Here is a 14,882-nt window from a genome sequence, read left to right as displayed (position 1 = left end):
TTCTGTGTGTGGTTCGGCCTTTGCCTGCAGGGAAGCGATCCGGACGTGCTCCATAAGGCGCTGATCGATCGGGCGGCTTCGGCCAGGCCCAATAGCGGTGATAGCACCGCCTTCAACGACGTTTTGCAGAATGACCGGCATCTGGCGAACTGCCCCGCGCTGGTCCTGAACGCCGATTACACGCCGCTCAGCTATTACCCGCTCAGCCTGTGGTCATGGCAGACGGCGATCAAGGCGGTGTTCCTCGAACGCGTCGACATCATCGAGACCTACGAGCGCGAGGTGCACAGCCCCGGCTTCGGCATGAAGCTGCCCTCGGTGATCGCGCTGCGCCAGTACGTTCGGCCGAGCGAGTATCCCGCCTTCACCCGCTTCAACCTGTTCCTGCGCGACCGTTTCCAGTGCCAGTACTGCGGTTGCCATGAGAACCTAACCTTCGACCACATCGTCCCCCGCCGCCTTGGCGGGCGCACATCGTGGGAGAATGTCGCGGCGGCCTGCGCGCCGTGCAATCTCAGGAAAGGCGGCCGCACGCCCGAACAGGCGCACATGCGGCTGATGAACCGCGCGATCCGCCCGACAACGTGGCAGTTGCAGGAACGCGGCCGCGCCTTCCCGCCGAATTTCCTGCACGAAACCTGGCGCGACTGGCTCTATTGGGATGTCGAACTGGAAAGCTGATTGCGGTCCAGCAACGACGCACCCTTCAGGAACAGCGCCAGCGTCACCACCGAAATCGCCGCCGCCAGCAGGATCGGCATCCCCGGCAGGTGTAGCACTGCCCCCGGGCCACTGAAGCGCTCGAGCACTTGCGTGTACATCGGCGGGCCGACGATCGCGGCGATGGAGCCGATCGACTGGACCGCTCCCTGCAACTCGCCCTGGCTGCGCGCATCGACCGCACGGCTGTTGAACGCGGCAATCGGAGACTGCACGAAGCCCTGCAGCGCCCCCACTGCGATGGCGAGATAGACCTGCCAAGTCGTCTGCGCGGTGGAATAGAGCACGGCCGACACGCACAGGCCCGCAACGCCAAGTATCACCGCCCGTCTCTCGCCCAGCTTGGGCAGGAACAGCCTAAGCCCCACGCCCTGCACCAGCGCGCTGGTGAAGCCGACCAGCGCCAGCGCCACGCCGACCTGCCGCACGCTGAAGCCATAGGCGGCAATCGCGAAGTAGGACCAGACGGCGGGATATACGATGTGCGCCAGCTGCCATGTGCCGAGCGCGGCCACGAACCACAGCACAGTAGGGCTCTGCCCCTTGAGCGCCCGCAGCGAGGTAAGCGCATTGGCGCGTCGCCAGTTGAACGGGCGACGGTTCTCGGCCGAAAGCGATTCCTTGAGGAAGATGAATCCGAAAACAGCATTGGCCAGCGCCAGACCTGCCGCCGTGTAGAACGGCAGGCGCGCATCGATCGAGCCGAGCAGTCCGCCCAGTGCCGGGCCGACGACGAAGCCGATGCCAAAGGCCAGGCCCATCAAGCCGAAGTTCGCCGCGCGCTTTTCCGGCGGCGTCACGTCGGCGATATAGGCATAGGCGGGCGAGAAGCTGGCTCCGGTCACGCCTGCGATCAGCCGCCCGGCGATCAGCCAGCCGAAGTTCGGGGCCATCGCCTGCAGCAGGTAATCCAGCCCGAGGACGAACACGGCGGCCAGAAGAATTGGCCTGCGCCCGTAGCGGTCCGACAGGTTGCCCAGCACCGGCGCGAAGATGAACTGCATCAGCGCATAGCCCGCGCCCAGCCAGCCCGCGTACCCCGCCGCCGTGCCGACGACGACATGCTTGAGCGACATGATCAGCCCCGGCAGCACCGGCGTGACGATGCCGAAGCCGAGCATGTCGATCAGCACGATCGCAAAGACGATCCCGAACGAGGCGCGATGCCCTGCAGCCATGCGATCAGCGCCGCGAGAGCGCTTCCTCGCTTTCGGCCATGAGCTGGACGATGATCTCGGCCACTGGCTCTTCCTTGTTTACCATGCCGACCGACTGTCCAGCCATGACCGAACCGCGCTCGACATCGCCGTCGATCACCGCGCGGCGGAGGGCACCGGCCCAGAAGTGCTCGATCTCGAGCTGGGCCTGCGCCATGTCGACGATGCCTTCGTCCAGCCGCTTGGCGACTTCGACCTGCTTGGCGGTGAATTCCTCGGTGCCCTTGTTCTTGAGCGCGCGCACCGGGATAACCGGCAGGCGCGGATCGACCTGCACCGAGGCCACCGCATCGCGCGCATTGCCCCGGAAGAACGCGGCCTTGAACGCCGGATGTGCAATGGATTCTGTCGCACAGGCAAAGCGGGTGCCAAGCTGCACGCCGCTCGCGCCCATCTCCAGATAGCTGGCGATCATCTCGCCCCGGCCGATGCCGCCCGCCACGAACACCACGTGATCGGCAGCCAGCGCGGGGAGGAATTCCTGCGCCAGCACCGAGGTCGAAACCGGGCCGATATGGCCGCCTGCCTCCGAACCTTCGATCACCAGCGCGTCTGCGCCAGAGCGCAGCAGCTTCTTGGCCAGCGCCAGCGTCGGCGCGAAAACCAGCACCTTGGCGCCGAATTCCTTGATCGCCTCGACGCTGCCCTTGGGCGGAATGCCGCCCGCCAGCACGACATGGCCGACCTTGTGCCTGGCGCAGACCGCAATCAGGTCGAACAGCGCAGGGTGCATCGTGATCAGGTTCACGCCGAAGGGCTTGTCCGTCAACGCCCTGGTCGCGGCGATCTCGTTGTCCAGCAGTTCGGGCGTCATCGCCCCGCAGGCAATCACGCCAAAGCCCCCGGCGTTGCTGATCGCCGAGACCAGATTGCGCTCCGACACCCAGCTCATCGCCCCGCACAGGATCGCGTGCTCCGTGCCGAGAAACTCGGCGCCACGGCGCATCAGGGCTGATGTCTTGGGTGTTGCAGTCATGCGTGGAGAATCCCGTCCGAAAGTCCGGCGCGCGCTTTAGGGCGGCTTTGGGGCGGCAACAAGGCCGGACTTTGCGCCTTGATCGCCAGATGCGATAACTCTGGCCAATTTAACCCGTTTTCCCGATTGGGTGCGGTCTGATAGAAGGATCGCATCAGGTGAGTTCCCCCTCACTCACCGAGCCCCGAGAGCCGGTCGTCTCAATCTCCAGACTGGCCCGGGTCGCGCCCCGCCTTTCGGCTCCGGATCGGGCCGGAGGGCGGGGTTTCCTTTGGCGCTGCAGATACTTTCGCCTAAGCGCAAGCGATGACGAACAGCATTTCCGGGCAGACGCTCGGCCGATCCGACATCGCAAAGCTCATCGGCAAGGGCGCACACCATCTGGTCGAATGCGATCTGGATGAGGCCGACCTATCGAAGCTGGATCTTTCGGGCTGGACGTTCGAGCGCTGCTCGCTGCGCCACGCCGACCTTTCGGGCACCAAGCTGATGCGGACCACGTGGCGCGGCTGCAAGGCCCCCTTCGCCAACCTCACTGGCGCAGACCTCGAGGAAGCCCGCATCTCGGCTTGCGACTTCAACAACGCTGCGTTCCGCCGCGCCAACATCGGCTCAGCCCGCTTCGTCTCCACGCGCATGACCGGTGCGGATCTGCACATGGCCAAGGGCATGGGCTTCGTCTTCGAGGAAGTGCTGCTCGTCGGCGCGCGCCTGCCGGGCCTGTCGTTCCGCAAGGAAAAGCTGGTGCGCCTCGATCTGGCGCAGGCGGACCTGACCAAGGCAGACTTTCGCGGCGCTGTGCTCGAAGGCTGCTCCTTGCGCGAAGCCAATCTCGACGGCGCGCAGTTTGCAGGCGCCGATCTGCGCGGCGCAGACCTCGGCGGGCTTCAGCTCGAGGACGCGCGGGTGTTCAGAGGCGCGGTCATCTCGCGCGAACAGGCCGAACAGCTGCTGTCGGGCTGGGGCCTGCTGATACGCTAATATCGCTGGCCCACCCCTAACCCCTCCCGCTTGCGGGAGGGGGACTAAGTTGCGCCTTGTATCACCCCTCCCGCAGGCGGGAGGGCGCCCCCAGCTTACTCCCCGTCCATCTCGTAGGCGGTGTGCAGCACGCGCACGGCCAGTTCGGTCTCGTCCTCGTCGATAAGCACCGAGACCTTGATCTCGCTGGTGGTGATCGCCTGGATGTTGATCCCGCGATCGGCGAGCGAGCGGAACATCGTGGCGGCAACGCCCGCGTGGCTGCGCATGCCGACACCGACGACGCTGATCTTGGCGACCTTGCTGTTGGCCAGCATGCGGTAGTAGCCGATCGTGTCCTTGCGCTCTTCCAGCAGCGCCTGGGTGCGAGCGAGGTCCGAGATCGGAACCGTGAAGGTCACGTCGGTCTCGCCCTTGTCCTTGGCGATGTTCTGGATGATCATGTCGACGTTGATGTTGGCGGCAGCCAGCGGACCGAAGATCGCGGCGACGGCACCCGGGCGGTCGGCGATGCGGGTCAGCGTGACCTTGGCCTCGTTCTTGTCGGCAGCGATGCCGGTGATCAGCTGGCGTTCCATATCGAGTCCTTCAAGCTCTTCGTCAGAGACAATCATCGTTCCGGGGATCGTGTCGGCAGCAGGCGCATCGTCATCGATGAACGAGGACAGCACCTGCACGCGCACGCCTTCCTTCATGGCAAGGCTGACCGAGCGGGTCTGCAGCACCTTCGAGCCGACCGAGGCCAGCTCGAGCATTTCCTCGTAGGTGACGTTCTTCAGCTTGCGCGCCTTGGCGACGATGCGCGGGTCGGTGGTATAGACCCCGTCGACATCGGTGTAGATGTCGCAGCGGTCGGCCTTGACCGCGGCTGCCACGGCCACGGCCGAAGTATCCGAGCCACCACGGCCCAGCGTGGTGATGCGGCCCTTGTCGGACACGCCCTGGAAGCCGGGAATCACCGCGATCTCGCCCGATGCCATCGAGGCGAGCAGCGCCTCGGCATCAATGCCTTCGATGCGCGCCTTGGAATGGGCATCGTCGGTGTGGATCGGCAGCTGCCAGCCGAGCCATGAGCGCGCCTTGCAGCCCAGCGCCTGCAGATGCATCGCCAGAAGGCCCGAAGTCACCTGCTCGCCACTGGCCACGACCACGTCGTATTCGGCGGGGTCATAAAGCGGGTTCGCCTCGCGGCAGAAGTTTACGAGGCGGTCGGTTTCTCCCGCCATGGCCGAGACGACAACCGCAACCTCGTGCCCCGCTGCCTGCTGGCGCTGCACGATGCGCGCCACGCGGCGGATGCGCTCGGTTCCGGCCATCGAGGTGCCGCCGAATTTCATCACGATGCGGGCCAAGGGCTTGCTCCTGAAGTCTTGCGCGTAACAATCTTGCCCGCAAGGCCGGTGGACCTTGCAGCGCGGGCGCTTTAGGGACGTGATATGAGCAATGCAACCTCTGCGAATACCATTCGCCCGGAAGAAGCGACCCACTTCGGCAAGCTGGCGGCAGACTGGTGGAACCCGAAGGGCTCCTCGGCCATGCTGCACAAGCTGAACCCGGTGCGTCTTGGCTTCATCCGCGATGCGATCGACGCGCACTTCGGCAGCGATTCGCGCGGGGTGAAGCCACTGGCAGGCCGCAAGGCGCTCGATGTCGGCTGCGGTGCGGGGCTGCTGTGCGAACCGCTTGCGCGCTTGGGTGCAGAGGTGACCGGGGTCGACGCCGCTGAGGAAAACATTGCCGCCGCTCGACTTCACGCTGAAGGATCCGGCCTAGCCATCGATTATCGCTGCGGTGATGTCGGCCAGCTAGGGCTTGGCGGATACGATCTGGTCACCTCGATGGAAGTGATCGAACACGTCGCCGACAAGGCGGCTTTCATCGCCGCGCTCGAAGCAGGTCTGGCGCCCGGCGGCCTGATGATCCTCTCCACCCCCAACCGCACCACGCGTTCGCGCCTGCTGCTGGTCGAAGGCGCTGAAACCCTCGGCATGGTGCCGCGGGGAACCCACCACTGGAACGATTTCATCACGCCGGTCGAACTGCATGACCTGCTCGATGCCGCAGGCCTGAAGATGGGCAATCCGATGGGCATCGCCTGGAGCGTATCACGCGGGCTGCACCTGTCGGACGACCTCGCGCTGAATTACATCGCCACCGTGACCCGGAAGGACTGAACCATGGCCGCCGAACGCTTCGAACGCCACAAGCAGGCCTGGACCGCGGACGAGATCCAGAAACTGCACACCCTCGCCAACAATGGCATGGCGCTCAAGGCCATCGCCAAGGCCCTGACCCGCAGCGAGGAATCGGTAAAGCTGCGCGCCAAGAACGACAGCCTCTCCATCGCCAAGCTGCGCTGAGCGCGCCTTCTTGCGCGCTATTGCATAATCCGATATCTGCGCGGGGCTCTGCTTGCGGATGGTCCGCGCAGTCAATCGCCGGGAGGCAGCCGATGTTTGCATGCATGCTGCCACCAGGCAGGACATAAAAGCGCACTCTTCGCGCTTCACATTTCCCTGACATGACCGGTTGAGACGCTCCGCCTGCGCGGTTGCGCCCTGCCGTGCGAGCGAGAATTCCCCAATGTACGTGCGTTTCACGACGCCCGGTGCCGTTACGCGAGCCAGCGTGGCACCGGGTCCGTTCCGCACCGCCTGTGATCTGTGGTGGGAACGGGAAGAGGATACCCCTGCCCTGATCGCGCTTCGGCGCGAACTGGACTGGTTCAATGAATGGCTACCGGTGCCGAACCGGTTCACCGTCGTCGCAAAAGGTCGGCGGTGGTCCGATGGCGTCTGCTGGTTTCGCGACGATGCCCGCGAGATGCTGGGCCATGCCCATGCGCTGGCAGCCCTGCTCGAAGAGTGTGGCGTGCTGGTCCACCGGCTGTGGACGCGCGATCCGGGCCAGTTGCTCTACCGGGATCGGTGGCAGGTCGTTGCCAAGCCCGAGCCGCGGCAGCTCCACTGACGCGGCTCAAGAATTCCAACGATGGAGGTTACCATGAAAATCAAAGACCACGACACCATGCCCTGCTTTCGAGCCGACATCCAAGCGCCGTAAGGGCTTCCCCAGCGAAACGCGCGTGAAGCGCGGCTTGCGCACGGTCAGGGGCAGCCCGGACGATCCGATGAGCGTCGAACTGCTGGAACGACTCGGTCGACAGGATCCCTGCCCCTGCGGTTCGGGGAAGAGGTTTCAAGTCCTGCTGCCTGCGCTCTGGCCGTTACGACGGCGCCTTGCGGCGCGATTACTGGCGCTGACACTCAGCCTGCGGATGCGGGAAGAAACTTCTCGACCAGATCGCGCGCCAGTCGCGCAGGGCGCAGCGTCTCGGCGTCAAGGCAGCACCAGCTGGACTTGACCTCGGCCAGGACTTCCTCGCCGCGCTTGATGATCGTTTCGTAGAACGCGCGCGCGCCCTGCACTTTCTCGAGGATCACGTGAGCTATCACCTGGTCGTCGAGAAAGGTCGGGCGACGGTAGGTGATCTCGTGCTTCAGTGCGACCCAAAGGTGCGCAGCCACCGCTTCGGCAGGGGCGAGCGCGCGCCAGTGATCGATCACCGCGTCCTGCACCCAGTTGAGGTACGAGGCATTGTTGACATGACCCATGAAGTCGATGTCAGCGGGCTTCACGGCAATCGGGACGAGATGGGGGATCACATTGCTCACATTGATGTAGGTAACATGATTCGCGCGCCAATGACAGGCGCCGCGTCACCCTTTTCACGCCAGCAACACTTTAACTGGAAAGCAGTTCCTCGACCCATGCAGGCACGATCTCGGTCGCAGGCCCAAGCCGCGTTTCGTGGAACCATGCCGAGCCCTGGCTGCGTTCCAGGTTGAGTTCGAGCGTCTGGACGCCAAGGTCCCGCGCGGATCGCACCAGCCCGGCAGCCGGGTAGACCGCGCCTGACGTTCCGATGGACACGAACAGGTCGGCCCCGGACACCGCCTGATAGATGTCCTCCATCCGGTATGGCACCTCGCCAAACCACACGACGTCAGGGCGCAGGGCGCTCTCGCCGCAGGCGGGGCACGGCGGACGATCGATCAACGTTCCTGTCCAGCGGTGGCGCTCATCGCATGCCATGCACCAGGCGTTGAGATGCTCGCCATGCATGTGCAGCACGTTCAATGCCCCGCCCCGCTCGTGCAGGTCGTCGACGTTCTGCGTCACGATCAGAACCTCGCCGCCCGCCTTCTTCGGCCACTCCCGATCCAGTCGGGCCAGCGCGTGATGCGCGGCATTCGGCTCCTTCGTCTGGATCGCCTCGCGCCGCATGTCGTAGAAGCGCAGGACGAGATCGGGATCGCGCTCGAAAGCCTCGGGCGTCGCCACGTCCTCGACGCGGTGCTGCTCCCACAGCCCACCCCCACCACGAAAGGTATCGATGCCGGACTCCGCAGAAATTCCGGCTCCGGTGAGAATGACGATATTGCGCGGACGATTCATCGCGACCATGAAGCACGCGACGCAAGGGGTAGGCAATGACCAGAATCGGAATCATCGGCAGCGCTGGACGAATGGGCAATGCGCTGCAGGCAGCAGTGACAGCAGCCGGACACGAATTCGCCGGCGGGATCGACAAGGGCGGTGATCCCCTCGCGCTCGCGCAGGCAAGCGACGTGCTGGTCGATTTCTCCGCCCCCGGCGCGCTCGAATTCAATCTCGACGCCGCGATCCACACCGGCGTGCCCATCGTGATCGGCACCACCGGCCTCGAGGAACGCCACCACTGGCTGATCGATTCGGCAGCAGTCAGTATTCCCGTGCTGCAGACGGGCAACACCTCATTGGGCGTCACCCTGCTTTCCCATCTCGTTCAGGAAGCCGCGTCACGTCTGGGCGAGGACTGGGACATCGAGATCGTCGAGACCCACCACCGCATGAAAGTCGATGCGCCCTCGGGCACGGCGCTTTTGCTGGGTGAAGCTGCGGCGAAGGGCCGGGGCGTGCATCTTGCGGACGAAGCCGTGCGCGGTCGCGATGGCATCACCGGCGCACGCAAGGCCGGCACCATTGGCTTTGCAGCATTGCGCGGCGGCTCGGTCGCGGGCGACCACTCGGTCCACTTCCTCGCCGACAACGAACGCCTGACGTTCTCGCATCTCGCCGAAAACCGCGGCATCTTCGCCAAGGGCGCGATCCGCGCGGCGGAATGGATCATCGGCAAGGCGCCGGGCCGCTACACCATGCCCGAGGTGCTTGGCTTGTGAAGGGTTCTGGGGCTCTGACATGAAGACGGCGGACATCTTCGAATTCTTCCGCCGCCTGGCCGAGGCCAACCCCTCGCCCGAGACAGAACTCGAATACGGCAACGTCTATCAGTTGCTCGTCGCCGTCACCCTTTCGGCGCAGGCGACCGACGTCGGCGTCAACAAGGCGACGCGCAAGTTGTTCGCCATCGTCAAGACGCCGCAGGACATGCTCGATCTCGGCGAGGAGGGCCTGAAGCAACACATCAAGACCATCGGCCTGTTCAATTCCAAGGCGAAGAACGTCATGGCCATGGCCGAAATCCTCGTAACCCAGCACGGCGGCGAGGTTCCGGCAGACCGCGACCTGCTAACCGAGCTGCCCGGCGTCGGGCGCAAGACGGCAAACGTGGTGATGAACTGCGCGTTCGGCGCGGAAACCTTTGCGGTCGATACGCATATCTTCCGCGTGGGCAACCGCACCGGTCTCGCGAAGGGAAAGACGCCGCTCGCCGTTGAGAAGGGGCTGGAGAAAAAGGTTCCCCAGCCGTTTCGCGTCGGCGCGCACCACTGGCTGATCCTCCACGGACGCTATGTGTGCAAGGCGCGGACACCCGAATGCTGGCATTGTGGGGTGGTTGATCTTTGCAGCTTCAAGGGCAAGGTTCTGGAGAAGGGAGCCAAGCCACCGGCGGCAAGGAAGGCAAAGGCTCCCGCAAGTCGCAGGACAAGGAAGGAGAGCAAGGCATGAAGCGCATGACTCCGTTTCTGATCGCAGGCCTCACGCTGGCCGTGGCCGGATGCACTGCCAACGCCAAGCAGGGCAATGACGGCCACCGCGCCGACATCCCGAAAGCGAAAGTCGTCGGCAAGCCGGTCAACTGCATCGGGCTCCAGACCATCCGCGAAAGCCAGGTGCGCGATGACTGGACCATCGATTTCCGCACCAACGGCAACCAATGGTATCGCAACACCTTGCCCAACCGCTGCTTCAGCCTCGGCTTCGAACGTGCGTTCTCCTACTCGACCTCGCTCACCCAGCTCTGCAACGTCGACATCATCACGGTGATCACCAACACCGCCGGCCCCGGCCCGATCAACCGGGGTGCCTGCGGGCTTGGCGAATTCACCCCGGTCGAGTTGGAGAAGTAGCCGCTACGTCTCGTAATTGATCGGATCGAGATTCAGCCCCGCGCGCCCATCTGCCACGGTGTTCGCAGGCGCGTGCGGCGGCTCGGCATCGGGGTCCATCGGCGGCTGCAGCATGCCCTCCCACTTGGTGATGACCGACGTCGCCACCGCATTGCCGACAACGTTGGTGGCCGTCCGCCCCATGTCGAGGAAGGTGTCCACGCCCAACAGCAGTGCAATGCCCTCTAGCGGCAGGCCGAACTGCGTCAGCGTCGCCGCGATGACCACAAGGCTCGCACGCGGCACCCCGGCAATGCCCTTTGAAGTCACCATCAGCGTCAGCAGCATGGCGATCTGCTGCCCGATCGAAAGCTCGATGCCATAGGCCTGCGCGATGAACATCGTCGCAAAGCTGGTGTACATCATCGAACCGTCGAGGTTGAAACTGTAGCCCAGCGGCAGCACGAAGCCCGAAATGCGGCGCGGCACGCCAAAGCGGTCCAGCTGCTCGAACAGCTTGGGCAGCGCGGATTCCGAGCTCGCGGTCGAGAACGCCAGCAACAACGGCTCGCGGATGTAGCGCGCGAGCATGATAACACGGCCCTTGAGGAAAATGCCGCCCAGCGTCAGCAGGATGACCCAAAGCAGAAGCAGCCCGAAGTAGAACTCCGAGACGAACACGCCGTAGGTGACGACGATACCAAGGCCCTTGGTTGCAATGACCGAGGCCAGCGCGCCGAACACCGCCAGCGGCGCCATGCGCATCACGTAGTCGGTGATCTGCAGCATCAGATGCGCCAGCGCTTCGCACCCGCGCACGATCGGCGCGCCGGTCTCGCCGATGGCCGAGAGCGCCACGCCGGCAAAGATCGAGAACACGAGGATCTGCAGCACGTTGTTCTTGGCCATCGCATCAAGGGCGCTGGTCGGAAAAATCTCGAGGACGAAGTGGCGCAGCGTGAAGTCCGCCGTCGCCAGATCACCCACCGGACCCGCAGCGGTGAATTCCAGCCCGACGCCCGGCTTGAACAGGTTGACCAGCAGCAGCCCCAGACCAATCGAGATCAGGCTGGCGGTGATGAACCACGCAAGCGCCCGCCCGCCGATGCGGCCAAGCGCCGCGCTGTCGCCCATCCCGGCAATGCCGGTCACCAGCGTCGCCAGAATCAGCGGCGCGATGATCATCTTGATAAGGTGCAGGAAAATGTCGGGCAGCAGCTTCAGCGTGTCAGCAATCTGCGCCAGCGTCGCATCGCCCTGCGGGTAGCTCGTGTTGAGAACGTACCCGACGAGAATGCCGAGCACCATGCCGATCACGATGTAGAGGGTAAGGCGCTTGGCCAAGAAACATGCTCCCGCAATTTTGTTGCATAGGAGACTAACGACGTTTCAGGCGCGGCTCAACCGCCCCACGCTTTTTAACGCCCTGCTTTTAACCGACTTGACCCCGGTGCAGGAGCTTCTGGTCCGCCAGCACCAGCGCCATCATCGCCTCGACCACCGGAACCCCGCGAATGCCGACACAGGGATCGTGACGCCCCTTGGTGAACAGTTCGGTGGCCTCGCCCTCTCGGGTGATGGTCGGCATCGGCGTGAGGATCGATGATGTCGGTTTGAACGCCACGCGCACCGTCACCGGCTGCCCGGTTGAGATGCCGCCCGCGATCCCGCCCGCATGGTTGGCAAGAAACTCAGGCGCCCCAGAGCCGGGCCGCATCGGATCGGCATTGCCTTCGCCGGTATTGCGCGCGGCTTCAAATCCGTCGCCGATTTCCACGCCCTTGACCGCGTTGATCCCCATCATCGCGTGGGCGAGTTCCGCATCGAGCTTGGCATAGAGCGGCGCGCCCCAACCGGCCGGAACGCCTGTTGCAACGCATTCCACCACTGCGCCCAGCGACGAACCGGATTTGCGGGCATCGTCGACCAGCTTCTCCCAGCGTGCCGCTGCCCACGAATCCGGGCAGAAGAACGGGTTGCGGCCGATCTCGTCGGCATCGAAATGATCCATGTCGATCCTGTCGCCGCCGATCTCGCTGACCCAGGCAAGAATCTTGACCTCGGGGATCACCAGACGCGCCACCGCGCCTGCCGCCACGCGCGAGGCCGTCTCGCGCGCCGAGGATCGACCGCCGCCGCGATAGTCGCGGAAGCCGTACTTGGCGTCATAGGCATAGTCGGCATGGCCGGGACGATAGGCCTTGGCCACATCGCCATAGTCCTTGGACCGCTGGTCAACGTTTTCGATCATCAGGCTGATCGGCGTTCCGGTCGTCTTGCCTTCGAACACGCCAGACAGGATGCGGACCTGGTCCGGCTCCTGCCGCTGCGTGGTGAAGCGCGACTGACCGGGGCGGCGCGCATCAAGGAACGGCTGGATTTGCGCCTCGCTGATGGCAAGGCCGGGAGGGCAACCGTCAACCACGGCGCCAATCGCCGACCCGTGGCTTTCGCCCCAGGTGGTGAAACGGAACAGGTGACCGAAGCTGTTAAGGCTCATGGGCCACGCCTTTGCCGGGGATGCGCAGAAAAGTCCACCTTTCGGCGCGCATGCCATCGCGCTATCGCACAGCCCATGTTCCTCGTCGTCTTCCGCAACCGCAAGCGCGCCGATATCGATGCCGCCGCCTATTCGGCCGATGCCGAGGCGATGGAGCGGCTTGCCGCGCAGCAGCCGGGCTATCTCGGCTTCAAGAGCTACACTGCCGACGATGGCGAGGTGATCGCCCTGTCCGAGTGGGAAGATGAGGCCGCAGCCCTCGCATGGCGCCGCGTGGCCCACCACGCCGAAATGCAGGGCAAGGGCCGCGCCGAGTACTACGAGAACTACACTCTCTTCGCCGGCACGCCGACCCGCGTGCACCGCTTCGACAGGCAGGACACATGAGCATCACCCTTTACGGCATCCCCAACTGCGACACGGTCAAGAAGGCCCGAACCTGGCTCGACGCCAAGGGCCTTGCCTACACCTTCCATGACTACAAGAAACAGGGCGCAGATCCGGCCCGGATCGCTGGTTGGATCGCCAAGGCCGGACTCGACAAGATCGTGAACAAGGCGGGCACGACCTACCGCAAGCTTGACGATGCCCAGAAAACGGCCCTTTCAGGAGACGGCGCTCCCGCCGTGTTGGCCGAGAACACTTCGGTCATCAAGCGGCCCATTGTTGAGCACCCCGCTGGCTTGCTCGTCGGCTTCAAGGAAGCGGAATGGTCGGCTGCATTAGGCTGAACGCCATCCACTGACGCGGCCCCATACGCACCCTCGGCTACCTCACCGTCGCTCCGGGCTTGACCCGGGGTCCCACATTTATTCAACGCCGCCTCCCCGGACGGAGCGGGGTCCCGGATCAAGTCCGGAACGACGACAAGTACGACGGTCGCGCTCCAAACGCCTGCGATCACAACCCATCTTGACAAAACGAACCATATAGGTTAAGTGCCTCGCCCACAGGTCAGGAGAGGGCAAAAGGCCATCCCGCTCCTCTCCCTTCGGGGGTTAGGCTTTTGCCGAAGCCTCCGGCGCGATCGGTGCGGCAGGTGCGCTGCGGGTTCAATGTGGGGCGTTAAGCCCAAGACCCATCGGGCAAGACCTGTCGTTACCCAAGGACAGACAGGACAACCCAGGGCTGATAGCACGGCGCCGAACCCTGAGCGACGCTGCGGATGCGGAACCCGCCATGATTGTGCGACAGTGTCAGCACAAACGACAGGTTCTTTTCACGCAGCCGCTTGCCAGAAGCCGAGGCAGCCCGCGAGCCGCTGCCAAAGCTTCGTCTTTTCACATATGTCCGCCCTCAGGCTGAGCCGATCAGGGGTTCGGAACCGCCCCCCGGCCACTCGCAACCGGTCCCGCGCCCTCCCCGCGCGTGCCACGACGGCACCGCACCGGTCGCGCGATCTGTGCTTTCCCCGGCGTAACCGGTCCGCATTCGCCAGCGGATGTTCTGCTTTGTCGCGTGTCCGCGAAGCCCACCCCCGGCCCCTCCCGCTTGCGGGATGGGGGGAGATTCAAGCCCTCCCGCAGGCGGGAGGGCCGCGAGACTTGGGTGACACAGTGAAGTTAGTCGCAGCGGGGGGCAGCCCGGCTCGATCGACGGACAACATCACGCAACGCCACAAGAAGACCTTCGCGCAGAACCCAAACAAAAAGGGAGCGGTTCGCACCGCTCCCTCCTCATCTCAGCCAAATTCGGCAGGGTCCTTATGCAGGGCCCTTTTCGAAGGTGGCGAAGTTCTCGTTGCCGACGAAGCCGAACTTCGTGACCTTGGCGTCGGTGATGATCTTCATCATCCGGTTCGCGATCTCGTAGCTGGCGTATTCCTCGGGCTGGAACTGCAGTTCCGGCTCGGGATCAATCCCCTTCGTCGAAGCGATGATCGAGACCAACTGGCCTTCGCTGATGGCTGCACCATTCCAGAGAATCTGGTTGGTCGCCGTCAGAACCAGCTTGTTCTTGATCGGATCGATCTTGACGTCGTTGGGGATGTTCGTCGGCTGCGGGAGGTCGATGTTCACCGCATGCGTGGCCACCGGGATGGTGATGATGAACATGATGAGGAGAACGAGCATGACGTCGATCAACGGCGTCGTGTTCATTTCCATCATCGGCGAGCCATCATCCTTGCCGCCGCTCATTGCCATGGTTGGTACTCC

The 14,882-nt window shown here is 64.3% G+C and carries 19 protein-coding genes; 11 read left to right on the top strand and 8 right to left on the bottom strand.

The features are described 5' to 3' along the window. The first annotated feature begins 45 nt into the window (after positions 1-45). Complete coding sequence (locus IQ25_RS08560; RefSeq protein WP_144904763.1) at positions 46-681, top strand: HNH endonuclease; 636 nt, start codon at positions 46-48, stop codon at positions 679-681. Here the strand turns inward: IQ25_RS08560 and IQ25_RS08555 are convergent. Continuing rightward, positions 654-1,898 (bottom strand): TCR/Tet family MFS transporter, encoded by a 1,245-nt coding sequence (locus tag IQ25_RS08555; protein WP_144904761.1) that lies wholly within the window; start codon positions 1,896-1,898, stop codon positions 654-656. The two genes, IQ25_RS08560 and IQ25_RS08555, sit on opposite strands and share 28 nt — an antisense overlap. Before the next feature lie 4 nt (positions 1,899-1,902). After that, positions 1,903-2,913 (bottom strand): NAD(P)H-dependent flavin oxidoreductase, encoded by a 1,011-nt coding sequence (locus IQ25_RS08550; protein WP_144904759.1) that lies wholly within the window; start codon positions 2,911-2,913, stop codon positions 1,903-1,905. A 306-nt stretch (positions 2,914-3,219) separates the two neighbouring features. On the opposite strand from IQ25_RS08550, the gene IQ25_RS08545 reads away from it, so the two are divergent. After that, positions 3,220-3,894 (top strand): pentapeptide repeat-containing protein, encoded by a 675-nt coding sequence (locus IQ25_RS08545; protein ID WP_144904757.1) that lies wholly within the window; start codon positions 3,220-3,222, stop codon positions 3,892-3,894. A 95-nt stretch (positions 3,895-3,989) separates the two neighbouring features. On the opposite strand, the gene IQ25_RS08540 is transcribed toward IQ25_RS08545, so the two are convergent. Continuing rightward, on the bottom strand, positions 3,990-5,246 hold the full coding sequence (locus tag IQ25_RS08540) for an aspartate kinase (RefSeq protein WP_144904755.1): 1,257 nt from the start codon (positions 5,244-5,246) through the stop codon (positions 3,990-3,992). An 84-nt stretch (positions 5,247-5,330) separates the two neighbouring features. Here IQ25_RS08540 and ubiG point away from each other — a divergent pair, with 84 nt between their 5' ends. From ubiG to IQ25_RS21480, 4 genes are all read left to right on the top strand, one after another. Then, positions 5,331-6,068 (top strand): bifunctional 2-polyprenyl-6-hydroxyphenol methylase/3-demethylubiquinol 3-O-methyltransferase UbiG, encoded by a 738-nt coding sequence (ubiG, locus tag IQ25_RS08535; RefSeq protein WP_144904753.1) that lies wholly within the window; start codon positions 5,331-5,333, stop codon positions 6,066-6,068. Between the two features lie 3 nt (positions 6,069-6,071). Continuing rightward, positions 6,072-6,254, top strand: a complete 183-nt coding sequence (locus IQ25_RS08530) for a hypothetical protein (protein WP_144904751.1) — start codon at positions 6,072-6,074, stop codon at positions 6,252-6,254. Between the two features lie 223 nt (positions 6,255-6,477). Next, the gene (locus tag IQ25_RS08525; protein WP_144904749.1) at positions 6,478-6,864 is read left to right on the top strand and encodes a hypothetical protein; all 387 of its coding nucleotides are present in this window, start codon (positions 6,478-6,480) and stop codon (positions 6,862-6,864) included. Positions 6,865-7,024: 160 nt separating this feature from the next. Continuing rightward, positions 7,025-7,258, top strand: a complete 234-nt coding sequence (locus tag IQ25_RS21480) for an SEC-C metal-binding domain-containing protein (protein WP_221236713.1) — start codon at positions 7,025-7,027, stop codon at positions 7,256-7,258. On the opposite strand, the gene IQ25_RS08515 is transcribed toward IQ25_RS21480, so the two are convergent. Together IQ25_RS08515 and IQ25_RS08510 are read right to left on the bottom strand one after the other, a co-directional pair. After that, positions 7,161-7,568: an acyl-CoA thioesterase gene (locus tag IQ25_RS08515; protein ID WP_144904745.1), complete on the bottom strand. Its 408-nt coding sequence runs from the start codon at positions 7,566-7,568 to the stop codon at positions 7,161-7,163. The genes IQ25_RS21480 and IQ25_RS08515 overlap by 98 nt on opposite strands. A gap of 70 nt (positions 7,569-7,638) precedes the next feature. Then, positions 7,639-8,352: an NAD-dependent deacylase gene (locus IQ25_RS08510; RefSeq protein WP_144905068.1), complete on the bottom strand. Its 714-nt coding sequence runs from the start codon at positions 8,350-8,352 to the stop codon at positions 7,639-7,641. 35 nt (positions 8,353-8,387) lie between these two features. On the opposite strand from IQ25_RS08510, the gene dapB reads away from it, so the two are divergent. Genes dapB through IQ25_RS08495 form a run of 3 tightly spaced genes read left to right on the top strand, consistent with a single transcriptional unit; the run spans position 8,388 to position 10,247 of the window. Next, entirely contained in the window at positions 8,388-9,116 is a 729-nt protein-coding gene (gene dapB, locus IQ25_RS08505) for a 4-hydroxy-tetrahydrodipicolinate reductase (RefSeq protein WP_144904743.1), read from the top strand. A gap of 19 nt (positions 9,117-9,135) precedes the next feature. After that, a complete protein-coding gene (gene nth, locus IQ25_RS08500) occupies positions 9,136-9,846 on the top strand; it encodes an endonuclease III (protein WP_144904741.1) in 711 nt (236 codons plus the stop codon). Then, positions 9,843-10,247: a DUF6491 family protein gene (locus IQ25_RS08495; RefSeq protein WP_144904739.1), complete on the top strand. Its 405-nt coding sequence runs from the start codon at positions 9,843-9,845 to the stop codon at positions 10,245-10,247. The genes nth and IQ25_RS08495 overlap by 4 nt, the downstream gene beginning before the upstream one ends. A gap of 3 nt (positions 10,248-10,250) precedes the next feature. Here IQ25_RS08495 and IQ25_RS08490 read toward each other — a convergent pair whose 3' ends face one another. Together IQ25_RS08490 and aroC are read right to left on the bottom strand one after the other, a co-directional pair. Further along, positions 10,251-11,570 (bottom strand): dicarboxylate/amino acid:cation symporter, encoded by a 1,320-nt coding sequence (locus IQ25_RS08490; RefSeq protein WP_144904737.1) that lies wholly within the window; start codon positions 11,568-11,570, stop codon positions 10,251-10,253. A gap of 88 nt (positions 11,571-11,658) precedes the next feature. Continuing rightward, a complete protein-coding gene (aroC, locus tag IQ25_RS08485) occupies positions 11,659-12,726 on the bottom strand; it encodes a chorismate synthase (RefSeq protein WP_144904735.1) in 1,068 nt (355 codons plus the stop codon). Between the two features lie 75 nt (positions 12,727-12,801). On the opposite strand from aroC, the gene IQ25_RS08480 reads away from it, so the two are divergent. Both IQ25_RS08480 and IQ25_RS08475 read left to right on the top strand, forming a co-directional pair. After that, a complete protein-coding gene (locus IQ25_RS08480; RefSeq protein WP_144904733.1) occupies positions 12,802-13,113 on the top strand; it encodes an antibiotic biosynthesis monooxygenase family protein in 312 nt (103 codons plus the stop codon). Next, a complete protein-coding gene (locus tag IQ25_RS08475) occupies positions 13,110-13,457 on the top strand; it encodes an arsenate reductase (RefSeq protein WP_144904731.1) in 348 nt (115 codons plus the stop codon). The genes IQ25_RS08480 and IQ25_RS08475 overlap by 4 nt, the downstream gene beginning before the upstream one ends. Positions 13,458-14,429: 972 nt before the next feature. Here IQ25_RS08475 and IQ25_RS08470 read toward each other — a convergent pair. Further along, entirely contained in the window at positions 14,430-14,870 is a 441-nt protein-coding gene (locus tag IQ25_RS08470; protein ID WP_144904729.1) for an ExbD/TolR family protein, read from the bottom strand. Positions 14,871-14,882: the final 12 nt, after the last annotated feature.

The organism is Novosphingobium taihuense (assembly GCF_007830315.1).
Classification (GTDB): Bacteria; Pseudomonadota; Alphaproteobacteria; order Sphingomonadales; family Sphingomonadaceae; genus Novosphingobium; species Novosphingobium taihuense.
Note: the sequence above shows the minus strand (reverse complement) of the source record. Positions and strands in the feature narration are given on the sequence as shown.

Excerpts from the sequence above, each read along its gene's own strand:
- ubiG (WP_144904753.1), top strand. The coding sequence starts at position 5,331 with ATGAGCAATGCAACCTCTGCGAATACCATTCGCCCGGAAGAAGCGACC.
- IQ25_RS08545 (WP_144904757.1), top strand. The coding sequence starts at position 3,220 with ATGACGAACAGCATTTCCGGGCAGACGCTCGGCCGATCCGACATCGCA.
- IQ25_RS21480 (WP_221236713.1), top strand. The coding sequence starts at position 7,025 with ATGAGCGTCGAACTGCTGGAACGACTCGGTCGACAGGATCCCTGCCCC.
- nth (WP_144904741.1), top strand. The coding sequence starts at position 9,136 with ATGAAGACGGCGGACATCTTCGAATTCTTCCGCCGCCTGGCCGAGGCC.
- IQ25_RS08480 (WP_144904733.1), top strand. The coding sequence starts at position 12,802 with ATGTTCCTCGTCGTCTTCCGCAACCGCAAGCGCGCCGATATCGATGCC.
- IQ25_RS08510 (WP_144905068.1), bottom strand. The coding sequence starts at position 8,352 with ATGAATCGTCCGCGCAATATCGTCATTCTCACCGGAGCCGGAATTTCT.
- IQ25_RS08525 (WP_144904749.1), top strand. The coding sequence starts at position 6,478 with ATGTACGTGCGTTTCACGACGCCCGGTGCCGTTACGCGAGCCAGCGTG.
- IQ25_RS08475 (WP_144904731.1), top strand. The coding sequence starts at position 13,110 with ATGAGCATCACCCTTTACGGCATCCCCAACTGCGACACGGTCAAGAAG.
- IQ25_RS08495 (WP_144904739.1), top strand. The coding sequence starts at position 9,843 with ATGAAGCGCATGACTCCGTTTCTGATCGCAGGCCTCACGCTGGCCGTG.
- dapB (WP_144904743.1), top strand. The coding sequence starts at position 8,388 with ATGACCAGAATCGGAATCATCGGCAGCGCTGGACGAATGGGCAATGCG.
- IQ25_RS08530 (WP_144904751.1), top strand. The coding sequence starts at position 6,072 with ATGGCCGCCGAACGCTTCGAACGCCACAAGCAGGCCTGGACCGCGGAC.
- IQ25_RS08470 (WP_144904729.1), bottom strand. The coding sequence starts at position 14,870 with ATGGCAATGAGCGGCGGCAAGGATGATGGCTCGCCGATGATGGAAATG.
- aroC (WP_144904735.1), bottom strand. The coding sequence starts at position 12,726 with ATGAGCCTTAACAGCTTCGGTCACCTGTTCCGTTTCACCACCTGGGGC.
- IQ25_RS08550 (WP_144904759.1), bottom strand. The coding sequence starts at position 2,913 with ATGACTGCAACACCCAAGACATCAGCCCTGATGCGCCGTGGCGCCGAG.
- IQ25_RS08555 (WP_144904761.1), bottom strand. The coding sequence starts at position 1,898 with ATGGCTGCAGGGCATCGCGCCTCGTTCGGGATCGTCTTTGCGATCGTG.